Annotated in this window: 23 protein-coding genes and 3 pseudogenes; 7 read left to right on the forward strand and 19 right to left on the reverse strand. The window is 52.1% G+C overall.

All coding sequences use genetic code 11. The annotated features are described in order from the left end of the window. Nucleotide 1: 1 nt before the first annotated feature. The 12 genes and pseudogenes from ACPXSQ_RS15665 to ACPXSQ_RS15720 all read right to left on the reverse strand — a co-directional run bounded on the left by ACPXSQ_RS15665 (nt 2) and on the right by ACPXSQ_RS15720 (nt 8,587). Nucleotides 2-253, reverse strand: coding sequence for an acyl carrier protein (locus ACPXSQ_RS15665; RefSeq protein WP_019105037.1), 252 nt, complete (start codon nt 251-253; stop codon nt 2-4). Between the two features lie 12 nt (nt 254-265). After that, on the reverse strand, nt 266-523 hold the full coding sequence (locus ACPXSQ_RS15670; protein ID WP_019105036.1) for a phosphopantetheine-binding protein: 258 nt from the start codon (nt 521-523) through the stop codon (nt 266-268). After that, nucleotides 504-1,337: a lysophospholipid acyltransferase family protein gene (locus ACPXSQ_RS15675; protein ID WP_031283437.1), complete on the reverse strand. Its 834-nt coding sequence runs from the start codon at nt 1,335-1,337 to the stop codon at nt 504-506. The genes ACPXSQ_RS15670 and ACPXSQ_RS15675 overlap by 20 nt, the downstream gene beginning before the upstream one ends. Then, nucleotides 1,316-2,038, reverse strand: coding sequence for a beta-ketoacyl synthase chain length factor (locus ACPXSQ_RS15680; protein ID WP_022622301.1), 723 nt, complete (start codon nt 2,036-2,038; stop codon nt 1,316-1,318). The genes ACPXSQ_RS15675 and ACPXSQ_RS15680 overlap by 22 nt, the downstream gene beginning before the upstream one ends. A gap of 53 nt (nt 2,039-2,091) precedes the next feature. After that, nucleotides 2,092-2,627 (reverse strand): annotated as a pseudogene (locus ACPXSQ_RS15685) (methyltransferase); the annotation flags it as partial. A 35-nt stretch (nt 2,628-2,662) separates the two neighbouring features. Then, nucleotides 2,663-3,052 (reverse strand): hypothetical protein, encoded by a 390-nt coding sequence (locus ACPXSQ_RS15690; RefSeq protein WP_022622303.1) that lies wholly within the window; start codon nt 3,050-3,052, stop codon nt 2,663-2,665. Nucleotides 3,053-3,548: 496 nt separating this feature from the next. After that, complete coding sequence (locus ACPXSQ_RS15695) at nt 3,549-4,838, reverse strand: MFS transporter (RefSeq protein ID WP_072137779.1); 1,290 nt, start codon at nt 4,836-4,838, stop codon at nt 3,549-3,551. After that, complete coding sequence (locus tag ACPXSQ_RS15700) at nt 4,835-5,326, reverse strand: YhcH/YjgK/YiaL family protein (RefSeq protein ID WP_064352929.1); 492 nt, start codon at nt 5,324-5,326, stop codon at nt 4,835-4,837. Before ACPXSQ_RS15700 ends, ACPXSQ_RS15695 begins: the two co-directional genes overlap by 4 nt. 52 nt (nt 5,327-5,378) lie before the next feature. After that, a complete protein-coding gene (locus tag ACPXSQ_RS15705; protein WP_019105032.1) occupies nt 5,379-6,299 on the reverse strand; it encodes a dihydrodipicolinate synthase family protein in 921 nt (306 codons plus the stop codon). Nucleotides 6,300-6,345: 46 nt separating this feature from the next. After that, nucleotides 6,346-7,542, reverse strand: coding sequence for a ribokinase (gene rbsK / locus ACPXSQ_RS15710; protein WP_013024438.1), 1,197 nt, complete (start codon nt 7,540-7,542; stop codon nt 6,346-6,348). 299 nt (nt 7,543-7,841) lie between these two features. Beyond that, nucleotides 7,842-8,057 (reverse strand): hypothetical protein, encoded by a 216-nt coding sequence (locus ACPXSQ_RS15715; protein WP_041457457.1) that lies wholly within the window; start codon nt 8,055-8,057, stop codon nt 7,842-7,844. Next, nucleotides 8,054-8,587: a DUF2778 domain-containing protein gene (locus tag ACPXSQ_RS15720; protein ID WP_024472337.1), complete on the reverse strand. Its 534-nt coding sequence runs from the start codon at nt 8,585-8,587 to the stop codon at nt 8,054-8,056. The genes ACPXSQ_RS15715 and ACPXSQ_RS15720 overlap by 4 nt, the downstream gene beginning before the upstream one ends. Before the next feature lie 708 nt (nt 8,588-9,295). Between ACPXSQ_RS15720 and ACPXSQ_RS15725 the strand changes: the two genes are divergently transcribed. The 6 genes and pseudogenes from ACPXSQ_RS15725 (at nt 9,296) to ACPXSQ_RS15750 (ending at nt 16,378) form a co-directional block, all read left to right on the forward strand. After that, the gene (locus ACPXSQ_RS15725) at nt 9,296-10,582 is read left to right on the forward strand and encodes an MFS transporter (protein WP_013024435.1); all 1,287 of its coding nucleotides are present in this window, start codon (nt 9,296-9,298) and stop codon (nt 10,580-10,582) included. A gap of 235 nt (nt 10,583-10,817) precedes the next feature. Continuing rightward, entirely contained in the window at nt 10,818-11,444 is a 627-nt protein-coding gene (locus ACPXSQ_RS15730) for a LysE family translocator (RefSeq protein WP_207806412.1), read from the forward strand. A 547-nt stretch (nt 11,445-11,991) separates the two neighbouring features. Continuing rightward, on the forward strand, nt 11,992-13,536 hold the full coding sequence (locus ACPXSQ_RS15735; protein ID WP_426144135.1) for a methyl-accepting chemotaxis protein: 1,545 nt from the start codon (nt 11,992-11,994) through the stop codon (nt 13,534-13,536). A 125-nt stretch (nt 13,537-13,661) separates the two neighbouring features. Then, nucleotides 13,662-13,847, forward strand: a complete 186-nt coding sequence (locus ACPXSQ_RS15740) for a hypothetical protein (RefSeq protein WP_227022888.1) — start codon at nt 13,662-13,664, stop codon at nt 13,845-13,847. A gap of 200 nt (nt 13,848-14,047) precedes the next feature. Next, nucleotides 14,048-14,917 (forward strand): annotated as a pseudogene (locus ACPXSQ_RS15745) (phosphorothioated DNA-binding restriction endonuclease). A gap of 582 nt (nt 14,918-15,499) precedes the next feature. Then, entirely contained in the window at nt 15,500-16,378 is an 879-nt protein-coding gene (locus ACPXSQ_RS15750) for a LysR family transcriptional regulator (RefSeq protein ID WP_277285768.1), read from the forward strand. A 41-nt stretch (nt 16,379-16,419) separates the two neighbouring features. Here ACPXSQ_RS15750 and ACPXSQ_RS15755 read toward each other — a convergent pair whose 3' ends face one another. The 4 genes from ACPXSQ_RS15755 to ACPXSQ_RS15770 form a co-directional block, all read right to left on the reverse strand. Continuing rightward, entirely contained in the window at nt 16,420-17,385 is a 966-nt protein-coding gene (locus ACPXSQ_RS15755) for a DMT family transporter (RefSeq protein WP_029568415.1), read from the reverse strand. A gap of 124 nt (nt 17,386-17,509) precedes the next feature. Continuing rightward, a complete protein-coding gene (locus ACPXSQ_RS15760) occupies nt 17,510-19,006 on the reverse strand; it encodes a class I adenylate-forming enzyme family protein (protein ID WP_426144136.1) in 1,497 nt (498 codons plus the stop codon). Between the two features lie 32 nt (nt 19,007-19,038). Continuing rightward, entirely contained in the window at nt 19,039-20,424 is a 1,386-nt protein-coding gene (locus ACPXSQ_RS15765; RefSeq protein WP_426144137.1) for a lysine decarboxylase, read from the reverse strand. A 264-nt stretch (nt 20,425-20,688) separates the two neighbouring features. Beyond that, nucleotides 20,689-21,180, reverse strand: a complete 492-nt coding sequence (locus ACPXSQ_RS15770; RefSeq protein WP_426144138.1) for a hypothetical protein — start codon at nt 21,178-21,180, stop codon at nt 20,689-20,691. A gap of 313 nt (nt 21,181-21,493) precedes the next feature. Here ACPXSQ_RS15770 and ACPXSQ_RS15775 point away from each other — a divergent pair. Further along, nucleotides 21,494-21,625 (forward strand): annotated as a pseudogene (locus ACPXSQ_RS15775) (transposase); the annotation flags it as partial. 556 nt (nt 21,626-22,181) lie between these two features. Here the strand turns inward: ACPXSQ_RS15775 and pntB are convergent. The 3 genes from pntB to ACPXSQ_RS15790 form a co-directional block, all read right to left on the reverse strand. After that, nucleotides 22,182-23,570, reverse strand: coding sequence for a Re/Si-specific NAD(P)(+) transhydrogenase subunit beta (pntB, locus tag ACPXSQ_RS15780; RefSeq protein WP_105080465.1), 1,389 nt, complete (start codon nt 23,568-23,570; stop codon nt 22,182-22,184). Between the two features lie 9 nt (nt 23,571-23,579). Further along, nucleotides 23,580-25,106 carry a Re/Si-specific NAD(P)(+) transhydrogenase subunit alpha gene (gene pntA / locus ACPXSQ_RS15785; protein ID WP_426144139.1) on the reverse strand — a complete coding sequence of 509 codons (1,527 nt, stop codon included), beginning with the start codon at nt 25,104-25,106 and terminating at the stop codon, nt 23,580-23,582. A gap of 85 nt (nt 25,107-25,191) precedes the next feature. Beyond that, on the reverse strand, nt 25,192-26,052 hold the full coding sequence (locus ACPXSQ_RS15790; protein WP_174261189.1) for a 3-keto-5-aminohexanoate cleavage protein: 861 nt from the start codon (nt 26,050-26,052) through the stop codon (nt 25,192-25,194). Nucleotides 26,053-26,064 lie beyond the last annotated feature (12 nt).

The raw sequence follows: 26,064 nt of genomic DNA on the forward strand, positions 1-26,064 counted from the left end.
CTTACGCTTCTTTCAGCAGCCGTTCTACCGCATCGACAACGTCCTGCACGGTACGCACGGCTTTGAACTCTTCCGGCTTGATTTTCTTGCCGGTTTTCTTTTGCAGATGCACGATCATGTCGACCGCATCGATGCTGTCCAGCTCCAGATCCTCATACAGCCGCGCCTGTGGGGAGATATCCTGCGGGTCGATCTCAAACAGCTTAACCAACAGCGCGGTGACCTCTTCATAAATAGCGTTTTGTTCTGTCATGACGGACGCTCCTCAGGCACGTTGCGCGTGGATGAACGCTGCCAGCGTGGCAACGGAGAAAAAGTGCTGGCGCATCTCTTCGCTTTCCGACGAGAGAACCACACCGTAGGCATTTTTTACCGCCAGCCCCAGCTCAAGCGCGTCGATGGAGTCCAGTCCTAAGCCGTCGCCAAACAGCGGCGCATCGCTATCAATATCGTCGGCCGACAGTTCGTCGAGATTCAGCGTCGTTATAATGAGATTTTTGATTTCAAGGTAAAGCGCTTGCATCATTAATTCCTGAAAAAGGTGAAGAACCTGGTTGTAATTGAAGCAAAAGATGCCGGTTCAACTGTCTTGCCGCCAGTGCCGGTTCTTGTATGTCTGCATCGTAAAACTGATCGATAGATATCCGCTCCCGCACCTCAACGCTGAACAACGGTTTGGCGGGCGGCACGTTATACCATTTGCTCTGCTTGTCCAGCAGATGCTCGCTACAGTGAATGATCACTACGCGTAAATCACTGCCACAGCGCACAGCAATATTGGCCGCACCGCGTTGTAGCGTCATGGGTTCACCGGGCCGGGTTCGGGTGCCTTCCGGAAAAATCAAAATCGTGTCGCCCTGTGCCAGCCGCTGTCGGCAGGCAGGCAGAAGTGCATCGGCCTGGCTGTTAATCAGATAATCGGCTGCCCGGATAACGCCGCTGACGAACGGGTTTTTCAGGAGCGCCCCCTTTACCAGACAGTCGCTTTCCGGCATCACAGAGGCCAACAGCACATAATCGATGAGCGTCGGATGATTGGCGACCACCAGACAGCCGCGATCCTGACGCAGGTGCTCAAGCCCGCGCATCCGGTAATCCAGTACGCCAACGCCTTTTGCCACCCTTAAGAAGAAGCGGAAACTGGCGGCGATACTGCGCCTGGCGATGCGACGGCGGCGGCCTTTATCCCATACCGCGAGTAACAACAGGTTAAACCACACCATAGATAACAGCAGTCCGCCGATACCGAACAGGGCAAAACAAAAGCCGGTCATCGCGCATCGCCATGCCCGGTTGAGGCGCGAAACTATCCTGCTCATCCGCGGCTCCAGTGCCATTCCACTCTTTCCCCACTTAAGACAAAGGTGGCAGCATCTTGCAGGTAGTGCTGCAAAAACAGTAGGCTTTGCGGCAGCGCGGGCGCTTTCGCGGTGTGCTGCGACCGGGTTTCACACTGCAAGGTATCACCGGCTTCAATCACCAGCGCGACCGCGAACGGCCACATCGGGGTTTCTGATGTGAGATGCGAGTGATAAAACGCCGGCATCGCCCCGTCAAAATCGACCATTAACACGCGCTGATAGCCCGCCTGGAGCAGACACAACACCTCACACAGCCCCTGCTGAAAGGTGTCTTTACCGGCAGAAAGCGACGAGGAGACGATCGGCTTCTTCGCGGCTATCGTCAGGCTGCCAACGGCGGAGTTGTGCACTGACAGGGCAAAATCGGTTGGTGAAAGCGCCTGGTCTGTCGCCAGCGCCTGCAGAATGCGGAAATTGCGTTCCAGCTCCCCGTGACGGCTGGTGTAAAGCACGGCATCGATTTCATGCTGACGCAGCATCGCCAGCCCGCACTCAACGGCCAGCTTACTGCCGGCACTAAGGCGGCGCGCGGTCATCATCGGCAGTTCGGTCAGCTTTGCCTGCGGTGCCGCAGGATCGATGGCGTGCGACAGCCGAGCCCATTCCAGCCACTGTGCCGTTTCGCTTAATCCTGGGGCCCTGGCCTGCCAGTCAACAATGTTTAATGCAAATTTCATCAACGCGCGTCCGCGATATTCAGGTGATACTCAGGGCGCTTATCGCCGTGTTGTTATGGTTTCTTCTGGCACTGCAATAATGTATGCCCAACGCCCGGGCCGTCGTGGCGCTCATCGCTCTGGAACCCTGCCTTGTCCAGATAGTGATAAAACGTCTCTATGCAGTAGAAACGGCTGTTGCCGTTAGCCATACAGGTAAAATAAAGCGAAGACGCATTGAGACTAAATGAGGCCGCTTCAATGTTCTGCGCATCCCAGAACGGTTCCATGATGAACAGCTTCGCGCCGGGTTTTATCACGTCGGCAACAGGGTCCAGCATCGTGACGACTTGTTCAGGCGAAAAGCCGTCCAGAAACTGACTCATCCAACCGACATCGGCTTCTGCGGGTAAAGGCAGGTCGCCAAGCATATCGACTTCATGGCAGGCGATGCGATGAGAAAAGCCTGCATTTTCGATATTTTCCCGCGTCAGCGCAATCCGGGGCGGCAAATCTGACAGGCCACCGCCATTGCGTGGTCATACTGGCAGCAGCGTATGGCACATTTTCCGGTGTGATGGCTGAGAAAACCTGCTAAGTCATAAGCGGTTTATCGGGCCATCACTGGCCCGACTTTAGGCATAATTACAATTTTGTGCCTGCCGAGAGATTGGCCTGAATATCTTTATCCAGGTTTTCCACCCAGCGGTTGTAGGTTTTATGAATCTGCCCGCCCGATGCCAGCAGATTGGTGCTGTGGTCGTAGACGATATCGTAGCCTGTCGACGAGTAGTTGATTCGCACTTCAGCCATGTGATCACGAACCTGCTGACGCGCTTTAATCTCGCCCGGAGCCACCTGCGTCATCATCCACTGACGCTGAACACCGGCTCTTAAAATGGCATTTTTAACCTGATCCTGGGTATAACCCGCCGCGACGATAGTATGAATTTTCTCAACCGGGGCGGTACGCGCACAGCCTGCCAACGCCCCAACGACCGCGAGGGCGGCAAACCATTTCATAGACTTTTTCATTCAACATACCTGTCTGTGTGAAGTAAATAAGGACAACAATAATTAGCGTGAAAATGATTATTGAGATCATCATACAGGGCTTATTTGCGTTAATTTAAACGCGGTGCCTCGTCTGTGATGCCATGATAAACGGCCGCAATGTTGTTATATTTTCTCTTTCAGTTCAACAGAATTTAATTAAAACGATTTATTGGCGGGAAGAGGAAAAACGATAATTACGCGCCGGGCAAAGAGGTTAACCCGAATAGAAAGAACGATGACAGACGGAGAAAACGCCCCCGTCTGGATGAATCATTTTCTTTAAGGGCAATCGATGCGCCGATAATCCTGAACCGGCGTTATCCCCACCCTGCTCTGCCGATTACCGCGTTAAACCCTTTCGTACTGGTATATCTCACGACAGCCCTCTTTAACAGAAGGTAAACCCTGTCTGCGATAACCGTCAGCGTGGGCTGCCATCTGGTACAACCCCGGCTGGCCGCCAGGGTTGGGCTTGTTAGCTTGCCTGTAGCGGCTTGCGCACAAACAGGCCGTAGCTCAGCGCGCCCAGCATCAAGAGCGCTGCACCAAGCAAAAACACGTTGGTGAATTTGCCGGTGGTATCCAGAATAATGCCGGTAACGATCGGTGCCATTGCCGCCCCCAGGAAACCGCCAAAGTTCTGAATAGCGCCCAGCGAGGCCACCTGCGACTTCGGTGCGATGTCACTGGCCAGCGTCCAGAGCGCCCCCTGCGGCATCTGCGAGAAGAAATAACCCAGCGCCAGCAGGCCAATGGCCAGCGGGGTGCTGTTTACAAACGGAATCGGTGCCACGAAGCAGGCCGCCAGGGCCGCACCCGATACGATTGGCACCTTACGCGAGGTGATGGCTCTGACGCCCCGGCGCACCAGGTTGTCTGAAAGCATCCCCCCCACCAGCACGCCAAGAATACCGGCCAGAAACGGAATGGAGGCAATCCAGCCGGTGGCTTTGAGGCTAAAGCCCAGCGATTTTTCCAGATAGCCCGGCAGCCAGGTCAGATAGACCCAGATCGTGAACATAATGGAGAAGTTGCCGATCACCATAAACCAGGTGGTGCTGTGTCGGAACAGCGCACGCCAGCGCACCTCGCCCTTCTCTTGCGGCACTACGACGCTGGGTTGTCCGGCATGCAGCAGCGCATCTTCCCGGGCATTGGGATCGCGATAAAACTTCCACCACGCCAGCAGCAGGGGAAGCCCCATTACGCCGATCGCCACAAACATGCCGCGCCAGCCTAAGGTCAGCAACAGCACGGTCAGAATGGGCGGCGCAATGGCGTTGGCAATTTGCGAACCGGTATTAATAATCGCAGTGGGTAAACCGCGTTCACTGTCGCCAAACCAGCGATGAGTGATTTTAATTCCCGAGGTAAAGAACGGGGATTCGGACACGCCCAGCAGCATACGCAGACCGTAGAAATAGCTGTAGCTGTTGGCAAACGCCGTCAGCACGGTAAAGCCCGACCACAGACCCAGCGCCCAGGAGAACATCTTTTTGGGGCCTAACTTGTCCACCAGCCAGCCTGCGGGCAGGTTAGCCAGCGCATAGGGCCAGAGAAACGCCGACAACAGCAACCCCATTTCGGTTTGCGAAAAGCCAAATTCCGCCGCAATGGTGGTGTTGGCAATACTCAGGTTGGCGCGGTCCAGGTAATTCACTATCGCCGCCAGCAACAGCAGCGTGACAATGCCCCAGCGCAGCTTCCCTTTCAGCGTGCCCTGCCCGCTCAACGTTGTTTCTGACATCGCCGCAGAGGGTTTCATGATGCCTCCCGCCCGGCAAACAGATCGAGATGGATTTTAATCACCGCTTTACGGATAGTCTGCGCCACCGGCGACGCACAGCCAGGGCGATGAATATCGTGAGGGAAAAACAGCGCAAACTGCCCCGGCGTCAGCGCGATGCTGTACTCATCCGTGATGTCCTGATAAAACACCACGTCATTTTCCTCCCGCCGGTCTTCCGCTATCACATGCTGCGGATGGGCACGCGTCACGCCGATGGTTTCGCGTCCGGCCAGCAGGTACTGAATATCGACATAGCGAAAATGGGATTCGGCCCGGCGGGCGCTGGCGGGCTCGGTCTCCATTTCCTGAAGCAGGCAGAACATCTGGTTGTCGGGCAGTAAATCGTATTTCCCCGTTTCCATCTGGCTGAAATCGCTGGCCGCTATCCAGCGAATCGCCTGGTCAACGATGGGATGAAACGCGTGACGCTCACGCGCCCAGTCAAGTTGATCGCATACAATCATGGTGTTTTCCCTTGTGGTAAAACGGTGCAGGAACAGACGGTGTCCGGTTTTTTTATGAAAGACGGTGTTGCCACAGCGCACTGCCATCACGAATCTGGTCAAGCAACACGCCAAGCCCCCAGAACTTCTCCAGCACGTTGTCCCGGTTAACGCGGCAGTGCTCGCTGGCGAAGGTGCCGAGGCGCTGGTGATAAATTTTGGCGTTTTTGGGATAGCCAAGGGTTTCGGTAACGGCGCTCAGCGACAGGAACAGCGACAGCTCATGGGCTTTCTCAGGCTGCTGGGCGCCCTGGTGATAAAGCCAGACGTAGAGGTTCGGATGAAAGTTCGTGAACACGCCGCTGAAGCCGCGCGAGCCCGCCTGGATGGCCGGCCACGCAATGGCCGCATTGGCGTTAATCACCGCTAGCGGCGTGCCTTCCGCCAGCCTGACGCGGCGTTGCACCGTGGGCAGATCGCAGCTCACGTCTTTCAGCACCACAAAGCGGCCGCTGTTGGCACAGAAGCTGAACTCGTCGTCGCTCAGCAGACGACGATACGGCGCCGGGCACTCGTAGAGCCCCAACGGCAGCCCGGCAGGTAGCGCGTCCAGAATGTGATTCAGGTGAGCATAAAAGGTTTCGCTTCCCTGATTGTGCGGATCGAGGTGATTGGTCACCAGCACCAGCGCATCAATGCCCGTTCCGGCCATCGCCTGCAATTCCTGAGTCTGCTCGCTTAACTCATCGCTGATGTGACCAGAGGCAATCACCGGCACCCGGCCCTGCACCTTCTCCACCACAAAACGCGCCAGCGCAACGCGCTCGTCCAGGCTTAGAGACTGCATTTCGCTGGACTGGCACACGGCGAACAGCGCATCCACGCCCTGCGCCAGATACCAGTCGATCAGGCGTGACAGGCCGGGGTAATCGATCTGATTCTCTGCGGTGAATGGGGTCAGCATGACGGGGACAATACCTTCAATCTTTTTCATGGTTTCTCCTGCCAGCGCCAGCGCGCGGCTGTTGCGTTACGTCGGATTATCGTTGGTTAAGTCGGGTGATGACCTGATGCCGCTTGGGCATATTGCTTGCGCCTTCCCGCTCTACGGCCAGGGACGCAAAGGCTGATGCCCATGTGGCGGCCTGCAGTAACGGCTGCCCCTGCGCCAGCGCGGCGGCCAGCGCGCCGTTAAAGGCATCGCCCGCGCCGGTGGTGTCCACGCTGAGCGCAGGAAAGGCGGGAATGACGTGACAATGCGGCGCGTCGAACAGCAGCGCGCCGCGCGCGCCCATGGTGATGATCACTCGCTGCGCCCCCTGCGCCACAATCGCCTGCGCCGCCTTACGCGCACTCGCCATGTCACAGATTTCAATGCCCGAGAGCCGCGAGGCCTCGGTTTCGTTGGGCGTCAGCACATCGATCATCGGCAGAACGTTCACAACCTCAGACGAGAACGGCGCCGGGTTCATGATGATGCGGACGCCCAGTGCGTGTGCCAGCCGAATAGCGCTGCGCGTGGCCTCGACGTTGTTTTCCAGCTGCAGTAACAACACATCCGCATCGGTAAGTTCATGGGTCAGCTCGGCAATTTCGCCATCCGTCAGGGTTTTATTGGCACCGGGGTAGATGGCAATCATGTTCTCGCCGTTTTCCTGCGAGACATAAATGATGGCGCTGCCTGTGGGTTCGGTATCCGTCTGGTATAAACGGAAAGAGTGAATGTCCGATGACGAAAGGTGATCAAACGCAAACTGGCTGAACCGATCGGTTCCGACCTTGGCAACAAAATGGACGCGCGCTCCGGCCCGGCTGGCGGCCATGGCCTGATTGGCCCCCTTGCCGCCGGGCCCGAGTGTGCTGCCTTGCGCCATCAGCGATTCACCACTTTGCGGAAAACGCGCCACCCTGGCGACGATATCAACATTGAATGCGCCAAGGATGCAGACTTTTCCCTGCCTGCTGGTGGTCTTTACGGTGGTTTTACGCGCCTGCAACCGCTTGAGTAAAACATCAAAATGGCCACTTTCGCTGATGAGCTTTTCCTGCAGATTACGGCGTTGCACTATGGCACCGCCGTAGCAGCGCTGAACCAGCCCCTGCTCTGCCAGCGCACGCAGATCGGTGCGAATCGTCTCCCGAGTCACACGCAACTGGCTCGCCAGCCCGTTAACGGTGACGCGTTCATGTTCGTCCAGCCATTGCAAAATTTGATTGCGTCGTTCTTCCAGAAACATCATCCCCCCTCCTGCCTGGCCGTTAAGCGTAAGGGAGCGCACGCAGCGTGAAAGTGATGCAGATCTCAGCACCTGGGGAAAAACGGAAGTAAACGGAAGTGAAGGGTTGTGTCGCTAAAGCGTTATCAAAGCGGGCAGTGTGATGGCTGAAAAGCAGAAAATGTGAGTCGTGAAGGGCGCGAAACAAAGGGTCTGTGGACGGTAAACGCGCGTTGAATGCGGATGATCATCTTCAGGAAAGGCCTGGCTTATCGCGCTGAGCACCTGTCGTGCGTCCCCGCCAGGCACCTGAGCGCGGGCTAACGTTTTCGCTTACGGTATCCCCACGAGGCCAGGACAGCCAGCACGAGAGACAGTACGAACTTCACCACGATGAACGTAAACGAATAGCTGTTCATCGCCTCTTCGCCATCGCCTTCAATAGTGATATGGCTCATGAATAACGTGGTGATCCAGCTATCCGGGATCAGCACAAAAGCCGCCAGCAACACAATAATAAATATCGCAATTTTCATCTCACACCACACCGACTAAAATCTGGAATGCCGCGCACATCAAGGCGGCCATAAGCCATCAGGTCTTTCCCGCCGGGCACTTTTATCTTAGGTATCCGCAGCAAAGCATTTCTGAGGGTTTCAAAATCCGATGAACTGTACAGCGTTACGCAGCCCCACGAAACCCCGGTGCCGTCGCTGTTCAATGGGTGAAGCCGAAAGCTGCCCCGACGTGTGCCATTGACGTAAGCATGATCACTCATGGTTTCTGCGTTATATAAACCAAACCATTCGGAATGATGATTTCTGTACAAATGATACGCATCAATCACTTCTGCACGCAGTTGATTTAGCACGCTTCCTTTCGGGCGGTCGACTATCCAGTATGTGCCCGGCGGGATCGCGGCCTTTTCTCTATCTGAACAGTCTGGGTTATTGAGATAACGGTCAATTCCTGACAAAACATCAAATGAGCCGATGCCGTAACAGTCAAGCTTGACCCTTTTTCCGTCTGGCGAGAGACGAGCATAGTCCATCGTACAGATTTGCATCTCACATCCTTTGCGGGTGGCACAGGGTGAAAATAATACTGAATCCCTGTTCAACATCAAACGACGACCTTTTAAGATTCCTCTTATAAAGTTGCAACCTATTCCTTCACGCTCGTATTTCCATGAACGATTAACATCGCCATCATTTCTGTTTTTTCAGCAGGAATAAACGCTCTGCACCGGCAGCGTAAACGAACAAAAGAGAAAAGCGTCTGAATTAAAAAATATTCATAAAAGCGCGATCTTATTTGCGTTAAAAACGACAGGCTGCCTTATTGACCATCAGGCATCCAACCCGCTGTGGTGATTAACATCACGTCTGAATCAGTCGAAATAAAAACGCACCTCGCCTCTCAACCTGCAAGGGACATGCCCTTATGCACGCCAGCAAGTGGCTTCAGGTATAAAGATTTGGCTGCAACGTCTTAGTGTTAACCTGATTCCAGGCCATCTTGCCGCTATTTAATCTTTTTATCTGTGTGGGTTACGTTGATCACATTATTTACCAAAAGTGATTTTCACGGCATTAAACAATGCGCCTCATCACACCACGCAATTCCGTGTTTATTGCAAAATCGCTTACCTAATAATAACAAGGTGCAATCACGAGATTTACTAACACTCAATTAATTAACCTGCCTCTAATTTAAAAATCATGTCACCTGTTTAGCAAAGTCATAAGGAAAAGGTAACAATGAGGGAGCAATCATGAAAACAATCAAACATTACCGATGGCACATGATATTACTGGTGTGCTTTATTACGATTATTAATTACCTCGATCGCACTGCCTTGGGCGTTGCCGCCCCGACAATTATGAAGGAGCTGGATATTACCAAGGAGCAATATTCCTGGGTCGTCAGCGCCTTTCAGCTGGCTTATACCATCGGCCAGCCCGTGATGGGTTATTTCATTGATACCATTGGCCTGAAGCTGGGCTTTTTTATCTGCGCCATCGTCTGGGGGCTGGCCACCTTAGCGCACTCACTGACGGGTTCCTGGCAGGGCCTGGCGTTTATGCGCGCCATCATGGGCTTTAGTGAAGCCTCGGCGATTCCGGCCGGGGTGAAAACCGCTGCCACCTGGTTTCCGGCGAAGGAGCGCGGCATTGCCACTGGCGTATTTAATATGGGCACCTCTTTTGGTGCCATGCTGGCACCGCCGCTGATCGCCTGGTGCATACTGTTTCACAGCTGGCAGTTTGCATTTCTGGTTGCCGGTGGACTGGCTATTGTGGCGGCCTTTATCTGGCTCATCTTTTATAAAGATCCCAAAGAGGCCAAACGGCTGTCGGCGGACGAGCGCGCCTATATTGAGGGCGGTCAGGAAAAACACCTTCATACCGAGCAGAAAGAGAAGACCTCTAAATTAGCCATCCTCAAACAGCGTAATTTCTGGGGCATTGGCCTCTCACGTTTTCTGGCCGATCCGGCCTGGGGCACCATCAATTTCTGGGTGCCGATCTTCTTTGTGGAAACCCTGCACTTCAGCCTGAAAGAGATTGCGATGTTTGTCTGGCTGCCGTTCCTGATGGCCGATCTGGGCTGCCTGGCCAGCGGCTTTGTGGCGAAGTTCCTGAACGATCGCGGCATCGGCCTGATCAATTCGCGCCGTATTACCTTTACGCTCGGGGCGGTGCTGATGACCACCATCGGCCTGGTCAGCATTGTTCAAAACCCCTATGTCGCCGTGTTGCTGATCAGCATTGGTGGCTTCTCGCACCAGTTGCTTTCTACCGTAGCTGCCACGCTGGGCGCAGACCTGTTCAGGAAGGATGAGGTCGCGACTGCCGTCGGCATGGCTGGCGCCTGTGCCTGGTCCGGTCAGTTGATCTTTAACCTGTTTATCGGCGCGTTTGTCAGCATCATCGGCTTTGGTCCGTTCTTTGTTGCGCTGGCGGTGTTTGACCTTATCGGTGCGGCGGCTCTGTGGATTCTGATCAAAGAACCAAAGGAACCTGGAGAACCGGATGCCGGGTTAGCGGTATCGCAGTAGTGTTGTCGCGGAATGTGTCCCGGGGCACGTGAAGGGACGTGCCTCCTTTTTCAGCTTCAGGCGACCAGTACGACGCGGGAACATTCTCATCGTCGAAAGTGCGGGATTCAGTGCTGAACAGCGTTAATCACGTGGGGTCGAGCATTGCTGTGCACGTCCATCCAATACAAGCCGTTATGTATGTTTTTTAAAATTATGTTAATACATGCTTATGCTTTCTGTTGGGGTTGGATAGATGTGGGATATGTCTTCATTCTTTGCAGCATTACTGGTTTACAGCATAGGGACGGCATCGCCTGGCCCGGGCAATCTTTCCATTGCCAATGCGGCGATGAACTATGGTCGTAAAGCTGGTCTGGTGCTGGCCACCGGTGTGATTTCAGGTTCGATTTGTTGGGGCCTGTTAACCGCCTTTGGCGTGTCCGCGATTTTGGTTTCTTCCCACGGTTTTATCGTCTGGTTAAAACTGCTCGGCGCGGCTTATCTGCTCTGGCTGGCCTCGAAAGCGCTGCGCAGTGCCTTTCGCCCTGGAGAACTTTCGGCACGACCAGCCCAGGCCCACGCGCGTTTACGCGGCTATTATTTGCAGGGTTTGGGATTGCACCTGACCAATCCCAAAGCCGCGTTAACCTGGTTCACCGTGACCAGCGTGGGCCTGACGAACTCTGCGCCACAGTGGCAGAGCTATGTTCTGGTTGCTACCTGCGCACTGACCGGCGTGATGATATTTAGCCTGTATGCGCTGATTTTTGCTTCGCAAATGGCGGAGACGTATCTCAATCGGGCACGGCGCAGTTTCGATCTGATTTGTGCGGGGTTTTATGCGTTGGTGGCGGTGGGGTTTTTGGTGTCGCTGGGTTAAAAAAGCCCCTTTCACAGGCGGTTGTTCGATCTGCCTGGCGCGTCAGCTTCGCAGATAACAACCTGAGGATACGACTTGAAAATGGCATGACGCTGGCTGCACTCATCCTGAACTTCAGAAAAGATGACGATCTCTGATTTAGCACCGCTCGCGGTTCAGCCGTTGGAAAACGCGTTCTGCCAGCAGGTTATCGCAACCATTAACGCGATGCCCGCTAACCGCATAGTTTCATTGCTACCCATGTCTTATGTCCTGACAGCCCTTATCGCGACTGGCTCACCTCATGACCGGCACTGAGCCCGTTCCCAAAGAACGCTCAGCAAGATGCCAGCGCGACGCGGTTTCCACTCGCAATCTGCCATTTCTACTGCGGGCCGGGCCATAAAAAAACCTATAGATAAGAAATAGTAACAGACCCGCGAGAGGGGTTTTTCCTGTAAAAGTTTATGTCGTGATTGCTTACATTTTAATTATCACGGCCGGGATAAAGATTGCCGGGTCTGCGCCGAAAGATCGTCGTCTCCCCTCCCTTCTTCAGGAAAGATTTATGAAAATCTCAACACGGCTCGGCTCGGGTTTTGGTACGTTAATCGTCTTCTTTTCCCTGTGCATAGTGGTTGCCATTCATTCTTTGTATCAGTCCAAAAACGCCCTTGAATCCATCGTTCAGGGAGATATGAAAAAAACGAAACTGATAACAGACCTGACGCTAATCCAGCGCGACATGGCCATTACAGTCAGGAATCTGTCGTTATTTACCGATGAAAAAGGCATTGAGGAGCAATCCGCGCGGCTTGGAAAATTAAAGACCCGCTTTGTCGACAGCAGCACTCAACTGGGGCAGATGATTGACCAGTCTGGCAGCAATGAGGAAAAAAAAGCGTTCGACGCGATTAAAAACAGTGAAAAAGAAGCACTGGAATCATTCAGTAATACGGTTCCACTCGCACTGGGAAAAAACAACGCCGCGACCGTGAAGTTTCTTTTGGATACCGTCAGGCCCGCCCAAAATCCCCTGATTGACGGACTGACGGCTATGGGTCAGGTGCTCACTCAGCGGTCTGATGACGCCGTCAGTGCAAACAGTAAAACGACGGAACAGGCTTACGTCATTTTACTGGTACTGCTCGCTGTCGCGGTCATTTTTGGCCTGTCCACGGGCATCTATCTGATTCGTAAGCTGATGAGTGAACTCGGTGGTGAACCCGCTACCGCACAGCGCCTTGCCTATGCAATTTCTCAGGGAGATTTAACCTCAGCCGTTCAGCTATGCAAAAATGACACCCGGAGCCTGATGGCCTCTTTGTCCAGTATGCAGGCGCGGCTCCGCGGGGTGGTATCCGACATTAAATCTGGCTCCGCTTCCGTTGCACTTTCAGCAAACGAAATCTCACAGGGTAACAACGAACTAGCTTCCCGCACTGAAGAGCAGGCAGCAGCACTCCAGCAGACAGCGGCAAGTATGGAACAGCTGACGGCCACCGTGCAGAGTAACAGCGCCATGGCCAGACAGACGGCCAACGCCGCGAGGGATACGGCTTTACACGTAAAAAATGGTGAAAACGATGTCCGCCGTATGTCTGGCACCATGGGCGAAATTTCACAAAGCGCGTCTAAGGTCAGAGACATTACCTCTGTCATCGAAAGTATTGCATTTCAGACGAATATTCTGGCGCTTAACGCGGCAGTAGAAGCGGCACGCGCGGGTGAAAGCGGGCGTGGATTTGCCGTGGTGGCAGCGGAAGTCAGGACGTTGGCACAGCGAAGCGCCACAGCGGCAAAAGACATTAAATCACTCATTGAGCAGGCGGTGGGTCAGGTGGAATCTGGCGTCACGGTGGCGAATGAAACAGGCCAAAATATTCTTAAAGTGATCGATCTGGTTGACGAACTGGCCACATCAATGGATACCATCGCCCTGTCGTCCGCTGAGCAGATGCAGGGGATCTCTCAGGTGAGCGTGGCGGTAAGCCAGATGGATGGTGTAACGCAGAACAACTCTGCATTGGTTGAAGAGTCGTCAGCCGCCTCACAGTCGCTTTCTGAACAGGCTCAGAGGTTGCGTCTCGCCGTAGAGACATTCAAAGTCTGAATGTAAAAACACTGCCGATGACAGGCGTATTCGCGCTCGGCAGTGATCACTTTTATTCTGCACCCCGCTGACGGCATGGTCAGCGGTAACGGCTCCCTCCCCCGAATGGGCTGACCCGCAGCGCAGTGGCAGTACGATGTTTTGGTGCAACCTGTGCACTGACCGGCGCGATGATATTTAGCCTGTATGCGCTGATTTTGGCCTCGCAAACCGCAGAGAAAGACCTCAATCGGGCACGGCGCAGTTTCGATCTGATCTGTGCGGGGTTTTATGCGTTGGTGGCGGTGGGTTTTTTGGTGTCGCTGTATTAAGTGAAGCCCTGATAAGGGCTGTATTTGCTTCACTGAATGTTCCCACAGATTCAATTTAAGGCAATGGCAATCTTACCTGGCGGCTTCATTTTCACTATCTAAGAATGCCTTTTTTCTTAATTGCATTTCTGATAGCTAATCGATTGATCATTCGCGAATTTGCGAGCATTATCGCAATTATTTTCTTATCACTTTGCGTCATGACATCAGCTAAAAGCCTGCAAAAATTGCTCTCTGAAATCACTGTCTGGCGTAAAGGCGAACAGCGCGCGCCGCATAAACCACTGCTTGTGCTTTATGCACTGTCGCAGTATCGCAATGGGCATGCCCGGTTATTTGACTATGCATCTGAAATTCAGCCTGTCCTTCACGCACTGCTGGAACGCTATGGCCCACAACGTCGTGAATATCGACCTGATATGCCCTTCTGGCGTTTAAAAGGTGACGGGTTTTGGGAATTACTTAACGCTGAACATTGCTCATCAACTGGCAGCAAGCAACCTCCGGCCGGTGAACTCGAAAGGTATGAGGTCGCAGGTGGTTTCGATGTTGCACATTACGAACTCGTCAAAAGAGACAGCAGGTTAATTGATAGCCTGGCATAGCAAATTCTTGAAGCGCATTTTCCCGAAAGCATTCAGGAAGAGCTGGCAGACGAACTGGGTTTTGGCATCAGCGAGATGCGAAAGCAACGCGATCCCCATTTTCGACAGTTGGTGCTACGTGCTTATCACTATCAGTGTGCGATATGTGGATTCAATATGCGCCACGACAACGCTTTGGTGGCGGTGGAAGCCGCGCACATCAAATGGAAACAGTACGGTGGTCCCTGTGACATCACGAATGGTTTGGCACTGTGCGCTATTCATCATAAAGCCTTTGATAAAGGATCGATTGGGCTGGATGAAAATATGCGCGTAGTTGTTTCTAACGGTGTAAACGGCGGTGGCATTGTTGATCGCCTGTTCTGGGACTTTTCGGGCAAGCAGATTACATTGCCGCAGGTCAGTCAGCATTATCCGTCAGACAATTTTGTGGGCTGGCATTCACGAGAGGTTTTTCGAGGATAAGCACTATAATTAATCACTCAAGAACAACTGAAAATATTATTTTTTGGCAAGCCTCTGATTATAAAAGTTAAAATGCTAAAAGTTGTGAACCTATGCTCCCGTTGAGGTCAGGGAAGCGTTACGGTATCCGCAACACTGTCAACACCTTATGACTCGCCGGACTAATACATCAAAGAAAGCGAACTGACTGCCTGTGACATTATGTTTCTACCGAGACGATAGAACGTAGTAACTTCATCAAAACGCATCCTGTTAAAAAGAAACCTGCTAATTTTTCCTGCCAGCCTACACGCAAAGATTTCCCATAGAAAATTTACACTATTTTTTAATATCTCTTTTCCTACACCAAACCAGACAACTCTTTCTTATTAATACAAAAAAAGAGTATTTTTCACCGCCAAGATCAATCCTGGTATCTTATTAATTTTATTTCCAAATAAAAGCTGTAACAGACCCGAACGTCATCATCATGAGCGTGCTGAAGAGTCGATCGTATTTTAACGTAAAGTAACAATTTCTAATGTAAATTATCCCAGTCGCACAAACTGATGAATCATCTAACCATAACAGGCGGAAAGCGGAATGGATTTAAACCAACTCAGGACCTTTGTGACCGTCGCAGAAACAGCAAGCCTTACAAGAGCGGCCAGTCTACTTTTTCTCAGCCAGCCAGCGGTGAGTGCTCACATAAAATCACTTGAAACGGAATTTAATGTTCGACTGTTTAAACGCACCCCTCGTGGTATGGAGCTAACCGCACCCGGTTTAATCATGCGTGATGAAGCTCGCCTCGCGCTTGATGCTGCCAGTAAATTTGTCAGTAAGGCCCGGTCGCTGAATGCTATTGGTACTTGTGCGCTCGGCACTATTTCAGTTCCCGTTATCCTGAACCTGCCGCAGGTTTTGACCCAGTTGCGTCAGCGGCATCATAACGTCAGTCTGACAATTCGTCAGAATATATCCGGCCTTATCATTGATAGCCTGCTCGCCGGTGAACTGGACGCGGGTTTCATCATCGGCAAAGTACATGAAGAGCGATTAGGCACGATTGTGGTTTCTCCTATTACGCTATGTATTGTTGGCCCCCGCGCCTGGAAAATGCAACTGGAGACTGCTGGCTGGGATGAGCTTAGGGCGTTTCCCTGGATTGCCACGCCTGAAAAATGTTCTTTTAGTTCAATAGCTCGGGATTTTCTTCATAAGCATGGCATTGAGGTACGGCCAGCCATTATCGCCGATCAGGAAAAAACGCTAGCGGAACTGGTCGGCATGGAAGTCGGGATCACGCTTATGCGTGAGGATATTGCTCTGGCGCTTCAGGATAGTGGTGAGTTGTATATCTGGCCCGGCGAGAAAACAGTGAGCCAACTGTGTTTTGTCTGGGACCGTGAAAAAGAAACGTCCCCAGTCGTTGCCGCGCTGATCGAGACGGTGAGAGATATTTGGCAGGTGGCATCGTGATGTAGTAAAACTCCCCTCCTCCAGAGAGGGGAGCCTGAACCTCAACGACGGGCGGTAGACGTTTTCAGAATCGTGTTGTTTACGGCCTGACGTGCCATTTTGCGCTGGTTAAGGTTGTTAAGCACCAACGCCGTGGCCGTGATGGCGGCACCGATAATCTGCATGTGCGTCGGTAGCACGCCGTTCAGTGCTGATACAAGAAAGGCGGTGACGGGGACGACATCCATAAAGAGCACGCCATTGGTAGGTGTGATAATCCGGTTACCGATATTCCAGCACAGAACCGCCATAAGACCTGCGACGAGTGCCATGTAAATCAGGTGCGGAATCACGAAGATGATTGCAGAGGCGTCGGGTACAGCAATCTTACCCGTGGCCATCAGCAGCACATCCGTGCCCATGACGCTGGTCATACCCAGCAGCGTCGTTATCGTGGTATAACGCAGCGGACTCCAGCCCGGAAAGTAGCTCCCGCCGAGGGTATACAAGACCCAGCAAAGCGCACCCGCAATCAGCAGCAGATTAGCAGTCAGGCTCATCGGCGAGTTCAGGACTGCTGAGACATTACCGTTAGTGATGACCAGCAACACGCCGCTAAAGGACAGCAGGATAAATCCAAAGGTGCTGGCCCGGGGACGAACCTTTTTCAGTGCCCAGATAGTGAGGAGCCCCAGCATTGGCATCGTCGCCATCATAATAGATGCAGTCAGCGCACCCGTTGGCCCTGCGAGATGCTGGCCCAGGAACACCAGAAAACCGAATCCGGCAAATCCCAGTGTTCCGAAAAGCCAGGCCAGTCCCCATTTTTCGTCCTTCAGCGTAAAAGCTGAATGCCCTTCACGAAATAGCAGCAGTAACGCGAAAGCAATACCTGCAATGCCATAACGGAGCGTAGTGAAATTAAACGGATCGATTCTGGTTAGAGCTTGTGTCATTACAGGAAACATAGCGCCCCATGAAACTGTGGCCAGAAGGCAGCAGAGCAGCCCTTTGATATAGTTATTCATTTATTCACCTTCATCATGTATTAAGAAAAGTTTGGCAGGAGTTGTTTTTTATATTTTCATATTCGCCAGTTATTAACTATTCGCGAGTTTTTATTCAGGTATCAGAAATTCTGATACTGCTCATTTATGCCGCATCGAGAATACGTATGATTTCACTAAAACGCACTTTTCCGCTTGGGCTGTAAGGAATTTCGTCAACACAGTGAGCTGAAAAATTAATGGCCCCTGTTTTTCCTGCCTCCTCATTGATTTTTTCAAACAGGCGGATAAACTTTTCTTTGCCATTCTGATCAGTGCTAAAAATACATTTGAGATGATTTACCCCCTCACGTTGGATCGCGATTAAGGCGACATCTTTAATACATGGCAGAGCACGAATTTTTTCCTCAATGCGGTAAACATCATGTTTATTATAAGTTTCACCGTTTCGATTCATCAGAAATAGCCTGCCGCTATCATCCAGATAGCCGTAGTCAGCCATTAAAAAGTAGTGTTCCCCCTCAAGCACGATGAACGGTTTACTTCCGTCGTGGTACTCATCCATAAGCATATAGCTGGAGATAGCCACTCTTCCTGTTTCTCCCGCACTAAGTGGTTTATTGTTTCTATCGAGAATCCTGACCTGGTTACCGTCATAAGGGCGCCCCACGCTCGCAGGACACTCCAGCATGTCGTCAGGATCTGACAGCACATTCACTCCCGTTTCAGTACATCCGTAATACTCACAAAAAATATCACCAAAGGCAGCACGTGCGGCAAGTTTGGTTTTCACCGGAAAATAGCAGCCTCCAACAAGCACCCAGCGCAAATGATGTGGCAAAGCGGTATCTTTACAGATAGTTATCATCCTGGTAACCAGATTAGGTGTCATTACCGTTGCCCGGACGTCCTCTCCTGAGAGTGTTTGTATAAGGGCTCTCTCATCGTCCTGGTCGACCAAATACAGAGGAGCACCAAGCCCCATAAACATACGTGCCCATCCGTTACCAGCTGCGTGATAAAGAGGCAGAATGAGCATGAATCCATCCGAGTCACTGAAGCCAAATCGATCGGTAAACCACGCGAAGCGGCGGGCGTCAAAAGAGCGGTAGCGTAGAGCTATCTTAGGTAGCGCGCTCGTCCCGGAAGTCAGTGCAACTGCCCGGAACGATGACGCATTCGGTACGGAAAGCAGGCTGCTGAGTTCAGGATGATGCAATTCGCCGATACTTTCGATTACGGGATCAATTGGGGAATTAACACCCAGCATGCTGGTTCCAGCAATGTTTAGGTTACTGAGTTCTTCGGGTTCGTAGAGGCTGAACGAAACCAGTAACAAACCGGGGCTAATTTGTTTAATCAGTTTGCGGAGTGTCTCTGTCGGAAGCGAATAATCCAGTCCGTTGGCTGGAATACCCAACGTTGCGAAAGCGGCCAGCCAGCTAATAAGTTCCGCGTTATTTTTCGACAGATAACAAACCGAGCGGAGCTGTTCTGCACTAAAACTGCGCCTAAGAAAAATCACGCGGGATTCGGTCTGTTGTATAATATCATTCCATGTGTAATTATTTTTATTGTCGGCGATACACGTCTTGTTACCGCGCAAGGCGGCAATTTCATTCATTCGGCTAAGTGTAATCATTATAAACACCCGGTAGAAGTAAGGTTTAAAATTCAGGCTGCGATGATAATAAATCCATTTTTGCGATATTTTTCTATTTTACTTTTTATCACTTCGTCGATAACTTCCCCAGGAAAAACAAGTGGAACACCCGGAGGATAAGAGATAATAAACTTGTCTGAAATTTCATTTTCTGAATCAGGTTGAACCATTTTTTCCTGACAGATCTTATCTAGCGCAGAGAGGAGTGCTGAAACTGCTTGCTCATTGATACCGATGTGGAAATTGAAGAGAAGAAAGTTATTAATCACTCTTTTTACGTAAATGTTTTCTTCGCACAGCCGCTGTTTTATCTCTGCGCCGGTTCCAATTGATGACACATCAAGTATTACTTTTGTAGGATCATAATGAACATGCCAGTGTGAATTGAAAATTTGTCGACTGACAGCTTCAGATCCCAGATTTTTTAGGGAGGATATGCCGTTAACAAATCTATCGACCAGACTGCGCGAGTGCATAGCGAGGGCATTGCCGTGTTCGCTCATAATAGCCTGTGCGTTATCAAGTGAGGCGATAATCGGGTAGCTCGGTGAAGTGGTATGAATGCGGTATTTAGCGGTTTCAACTCTTTCCGCGAGATTGTCGGCCCCACGACAATGGATGAGAGATGCCTGGCGAAGACAAAATAGAGATTTGTGCGCGGAGTGGGTACAGATGACCTCAAGATCTGGATACTTCTGGCGTAATGAGTCGATATTCATTGCTGTAAAAGGACGAATATCTTCACTGAAATAATTCAGACTTCCCCAGGCTTCATCAATAAAGAATTTACGCGTAGTAATGCCTGCCGCCAGAAGTCGCGCCAAAACACCAGGAATATCGTAGATTACCCCTTCATACGATTGTGCAGTGAGGATAACCATATCACAGGCTCTACCACTCTCCTGAAGGGTCAGAAGAGTCCGTTCCAGATGTTCGTATGACCACGCGCTCATTTCTTCATATTCAGTACGCAGGTCCGGACAGATATAATGAATTTCGGCACCGATTGATCTGGTGTGGAAATGCACCGACTGGTGGCAATTTTTGTCAACGAGAATTCTTTCTCCTTTTTCATATAGCGCGGAAATCGCTATTTGGTTAGCTGCACTGGTTCCACCCGTGATATAAAATGAATGATCAGCATTATATAGCCCTGCAGTCAGTTTTTGCGACTCTGAGATAATTCCAGACGGAAAAAAGAAACTATCAAAGAGTTCTCCCGTCACTGAACTTTCAATATGCTCAGTTAATTCACTATTCGACCCGTCTATGATGTCACTTTTTCCATAGCTTGATATAGGGAGTGCATGAAAAGAAAAGAATTTTCTCTCTCGAAGATATTTAAGCCTGGTTAATACAGGGGTAGATCCTGTCATATTTATTACTCTGGCGTTCATATTCATTCCCTGTCGTTATGTTATGTTCGCCATAAAATATGCCTCCATATTTTTTAAATGAATATTTGTATTTTTTGATTCAGTTATCAGCATTGGTGATAGTCCTTTATGAAGGAACGGGGCCCCAATGCATTTCATAATACAGCTGTTACTCCTCTGCCAGCCCAGAGGTGTTTGAACGATTCCTGACTGACCTCGGGAAACCACGATTCGCGCCCATCGTGGCCTAGTTCAGGACTCATTTCAGCACCGGCCGCCAAAGGTTTATATGCGCCAGATTGCCATTTTTTCTACTTCAGCCTCGGGATTGGCTACCCGAACGGCTGAAAGAAAACCGGCAAAATCCTGATTGAATAGCGAGTAGTTATTCAGAATACTGACTGTTTTTTCTGTCCGCGAGGCACCCGTGAGGTATCGAACCTGCCAGACGCAGCGATTGCCGATCTTCGTTCCGGTCGGTCTCACCTGAATAATTTGGCCCAGCGCGATTTTATTAAGGATGTCTTCCTTGCGTTTTTGATAGAGAAAATCTGCGTCGTAATAGTAATCCTCCGTGTTCATCCCAAGACGGTTAAGCAGCGGTGTATCAATAGAAATTTTCTTCAACTCGCCCTTAGCAGCAAAGAAATCGTCTCGTTTGAACATCGGCAGAAAGAAATACTTAATCAGCAAAATGATAAGCGCCAGCGGCAAGACAAGTGATAAAAAAATGTGTATCTGGTATTCGGTGCCTTTGCAGTTTGAATAATGGCTCACGCTGCACGTTAGGGTGATGATTAGGGTTTCTGAGCCACTTAAAGCCTGATTATTTCGCTAAATGGAAAATCGACGAAATTGCCCGGCCCTTCGCGAAATCCATGAAAAGGTATAACGGCCTCACACGTTCACGCCCTTACTTCATGGCAGTGCTATTTCACGCGCCAGCGCCGTTTTTTTGACTTGAACGTAGCTTTTTGTTCGCGGGCACGTGCTTTGAGGATAGCGCTCAAATGACCTCCCCCCTGAAAAAAGTACCAGAATAAACTGAAGTCTCCAGTCTTTCTTCCATCTCAAAAAGGGGCACATCGCCATGAAAAAGACCCGTTATACCGAAGAACAGATTGCCTTTGCCCTGAAGCAGGCCGAACCGGCTAAGTCCGTGCCGGATGTCTGCCGCAGGCTGGGTATTTTCGATTCTACCTTTTACGCCTGGCGTAAGAAATTACGGTTGAATCCTTCGACGGCAGTTTGCGGCAGGAATGACTGAACGAGTACGGGTTCATGTCTCTGAAGGATGCGCGGAGCAAAATCAAGGCCTGGCGCGTACACGATCATCCGCGTCCCCCATTCTGCGCTGAGCTGGATGACGCCTTCCGAATTTGCTGAAAAATCTGCCGGTTGTCAGAATATGCAGCCAGAACGAAGCCGGTTATTCCTGATCATGAATAGATCACATACGGAGAACAGGTCACTAAAACAATTCACGCGCTATTTTTTATTAGACTTAATTTAATCTCGGCGACTCTCAGCTCAGAATCTGAAAAGCAGAAGCCCACCCTATCCGTTATTATATTGAACGGCTGCCACATTGACGTTTATTACTGCGGGGTGAGCTTCTTATTTTTACGATTTTTTACGAGGCGTCAGATCACTGTCTGCGCCGGACGTACAGTGTTGAGACTCAATGTCATCCCCTGATTCTGATTCGAACAAAATTCAGGAGGCGATGGACTTTTCCATCACCCTCTGCAATGCATCCAGTACGGCTAATCAATTAATTAGAGCTGAGCAAGTATCGCCTCTACGCTCGCTTTTGCATCACCAAACAGCATGGCGGTGTTTTCTTTGAAGAACAGCGGGTTCTGTACCCCTGCGTAACCCGTATTCATCGAACGTTTGAACACCACCACCTGCTGTGCTTTCCATACCTCCAGTACCGGCATACCCGCGATGGGGCTGCCGGGATCTTCCTGCGCGGCCGGGTTGACGGTGTCGTTGGCGCCGATGACAAGCACCACGTCGGTATCACTGAAGTCGTCATTAATCTCTTCCATCTCCAGCACGATATCGTAGGAGACTTTTGCTTCCGCCAGCAGCACGTTCATATGTCCGGGTAAACGCCCGGCTACTGGATGGATACCGAATCGTACCTGTACGCCTAGCGCAATCAGCCGGCTGGTCAATTCCTGTACCGGATACTGCGCCTGGGCTACCGCCAGGCCGTAGCCGGGAGTAATAATGACTGAACGGGCGTATTTCAGCGCTTCCGCTACCTCCGCAGCGCTGCATTCGCGATGTTCGCCCTGCGGGGCGCTAGCGTCAGATGCCGTACCCTCGCTGCCAAAGCCGCCGGCGATGACGCTGATAAACGCGCGATTCATGGCCTTACACATAATATAAGAAAGGATGGCCCCGGAAGAGCCAACCAGCGCGCCGGTCACGATTAGCAGGTCGTTACTGAGCATAAAACCTGCCGCCGCCGCTGCCCAGCCGGAATAGGAGTTGAGCATTGAGACCACCACCGGCATATCTGCACCGCCGATTGAAGCAACAAGATGCCAGCCAAACGCCAGCGCAATTAGCGTCATCACACTTAATGCCAGACTCTGCCACAACAGGCTATCGCTGCGCACGAATACTATCATTAAGGCCAAAGAAGCCAGCAGAGCCGCAAGGTTCATAACGTGGCGGCCAGGCAACATCAGCGGTTTTGATGCGAAAATTCCGCGTAGTTTACCGAACGCCACCACTGAACCGGTAAAGGTGATGGCTCCGATGAAGATCCCCAGAAAGACCTCTACAAGGTGAATAGCCGTCATGGCCGTATCGTCGAGCGGCGCGTGGCCAAGGTAGCTATTGATCCCAACCAGTACCGCCGCCAGGCCGACAAAGCTGTGCAGAATCGCCACCAGCTCCGGCATTTCGGTCATTTCAACCCGCTGCGCGAGAAAGATACCGATGCCGCCGCCAGCCATCATCGCGACCAGTATCCATGCAAGATTGGCCGCCTGGGGGCCGAGGATGGTCGCCGCCAGCGCAATCGTCATCCCGGCGATGCCGAAAACGATCCCTGCTCGCGACGTTTCGTGCTTCGATAAGCCAGCCAGGCTAAAAATAAACAACAGCGCGGCAATAATGTAAGCCGCAGTAACAAGACCTTCAGACATAACGACTCCTTAGTTTCTGCGGAACATTTTCAGCATGCGGCGGGTGACGTAAAAACCGCCGAAAATATTAATACTGGCGATAAAAACGGCGACGATCGCCAGGGCAAAGATCCAGCCTCCCTGGCTGATTTGCAGGACCGCACCGACAATGATGATCCCTGAAACCGCATTGGTGACCGACATCAACGGCGTGTGCAGGGCGTGATTGACGTTCCACACCACGTAATAGCCCACCACGCAGGAGAGAGCGAAGACGGTAAAATGGGCAAGAAAGTCCGCCGGTGCGCAATGCGCAAGCCAGCCAAAGAGCACAATAACCAGCGCCAGAAAAAGGTATGGACGCCACGGTGAAGCGGGCACGCTTTTCACCTGCTCGGTTGGTACGGGCTTAGGCTGCTGCGGCTGGGCCGAAACCTGAATCGGCGGCGCGGGCCAGGTGATTTCACCCTCGCGAACCACGGTAACGCCACGGATAACGACATCATCAAAATCGATGACGATATTGCCGTCTTTTTCTTTACACAAAAGCTTCAGCAGATTGACCAGATTGGTACCGTAAAGCTGGGATGACTGGGCCGCCAGCCGGGCTGGCAGGTCGGTATAGCCGATGATCTTTACGCCATCATCGCTGGTGATGCATTTGCCCTGAACCGTCAGCTCACAGTTGCCGCCGGTCTGGGCAGCCAGGTCGACGATAACGCTGCCAGGTTTCATGCTGGCGACCATCTCGCGGGTAATGAGCCGCGGCGCAGGCTTCCCGGGAATGAGCGCGGTAGTGATAATAATATCGACCTCTCTGGCCTGAGCGGCGAACAGCGCCATTTCCGCCTCAATAAACTCGGCAGACATCTGGCGGGCATAGCCATCTCCGCTGCCGCTCTGTTCATCAACATTGAGTTCCAGAAACTCCGCGCCCATGCTTTGGATCTGCTCTTTGACTTCCGGGCGGGTGTCGAAGGCGCGCACGATGGCGCCGAGGCTGCTGGCAGCGCCAATTGCCGCCAGCCCGGCAACGCCTGCGCCAATCACCAGCACTTTCGCCGGGGGAACTTTACCGGCCGCGGTGATCTGTCCGGTAAAGAAACGACCAAAATGGTGGGCGGCTTCCACCACCGCCCTGTATCCGGCGATATTAGCCATTGAGCTTAAGGCGTCCAGCGACTGGGCGCGAGAAATGCGCGGCACAGCATCCATTGCCATGACCGTCACGCCGCGGGCGGCGAGTTTCGTCATTAGCTCGGGGTTCTGTGCAGGCCAGATGAAGCTGATTAACGTGCTGCCCGGCTGCAAAAGAGGAATTTCATCCTCAAGAGGCGCATTCACTTTCAGGATAATATCGCTCTGCCAGACCTCATCCTGCGAACACAGCGTTGCACCTGCGGTCTGCCATGCATCATCAGTAATATTTGCCGCTGCACCCGCGCCGTGGGCGATGGAGACCGTAAAGCCCAGCTTCAGCAGCTGTTCAACGGTAGCGGGCGTGGCGGCGACCCGCGTCTCACCCGCCAGCTGTTCCCGGGGAATCGAAATGTTCATATAAAGGTTCTCGTTCAGATAGAGATCGAAAGCGATCGCCTACACATCAAGAGAGGCGATCGGCCTTTGGTAAGCAGGATCGCAATCAGGCGCTAACCGGCTGCTGGCGTATCAGGCCAAGCATGGCGCGGGTTTCATCCGGCGTGGCGATGGTTTTATCCACTTCTGCAGCCAGCCGCTTAACGCGCTCAACGAACCAGGTATTGGACTGCGCCAGTTCACCTTTGCGATAGAGAATGTTGTCTTCCATGCCAACCCGAACGTTGCCCCCCAGCGCCAGCGCGGCGAGAACAACCGGCAGATGACCGCGACCGATGCCCAGAGCCGACCAGGTGAAATTATCGCCCAGATGCTGTTTGCAGGTATCGAGCAAGAACATCAGGTTACGCACTTCCGCCGTCATTCCACCCGGCGCACCGAGGACAAACTGAAAGTGTGGATTCCCCTCGATCAGTCCTTTCTTCATGTAGTACAGGACGTTGTAAATCATCCCGGCGTCGAAGATTTCAAACTCCGGCTTCACCTGGCACTCGTTCATGCTGACGGCGAGTTTCTCCAGAAAGCGCGGGCTATTTTCGAATATGGTTGAGTGGGCCCAGTTCATGGTTCCGGCATCGAAAGAGGCCATTTCGGGCCGCAATAACTGGAATGGCTTCATGCGAATGTCGTCACTTAGTCCAAGTCCGCCGGAGGTCGTCAGATTAATGACGATATCGCAGCGCGCCCTTACCAGGCGCACGGTCTCGGCGAATTGATCGAAATCCATCGACGCCTGACTTTCCTCATCACGCACATGAATGTGGGCAATGGAGGCTCCAGCCTCGCAGCAGCGGACAATTTCATCAGCCTGGTCCTTCGGGGTAAGCGGAATATACGGGGTATCGCTTTTCTGCGGCCAGGCCCCGGTACAGGCGACGGTCAGGATAACGCGGTTTTCTACGGACATAATTAACTCCTT

It is taken from the genome of Pantoea sp. EEL5 (assembly GCF_049892805.1).
GTDB classification, from domain to species: domain Bacteria; phylum Pseudomonadota; class Gammaproteobacteria; order Enterobacterales; family Enterobacteriaceae; genus Pantoea; species Pantoea ananatis.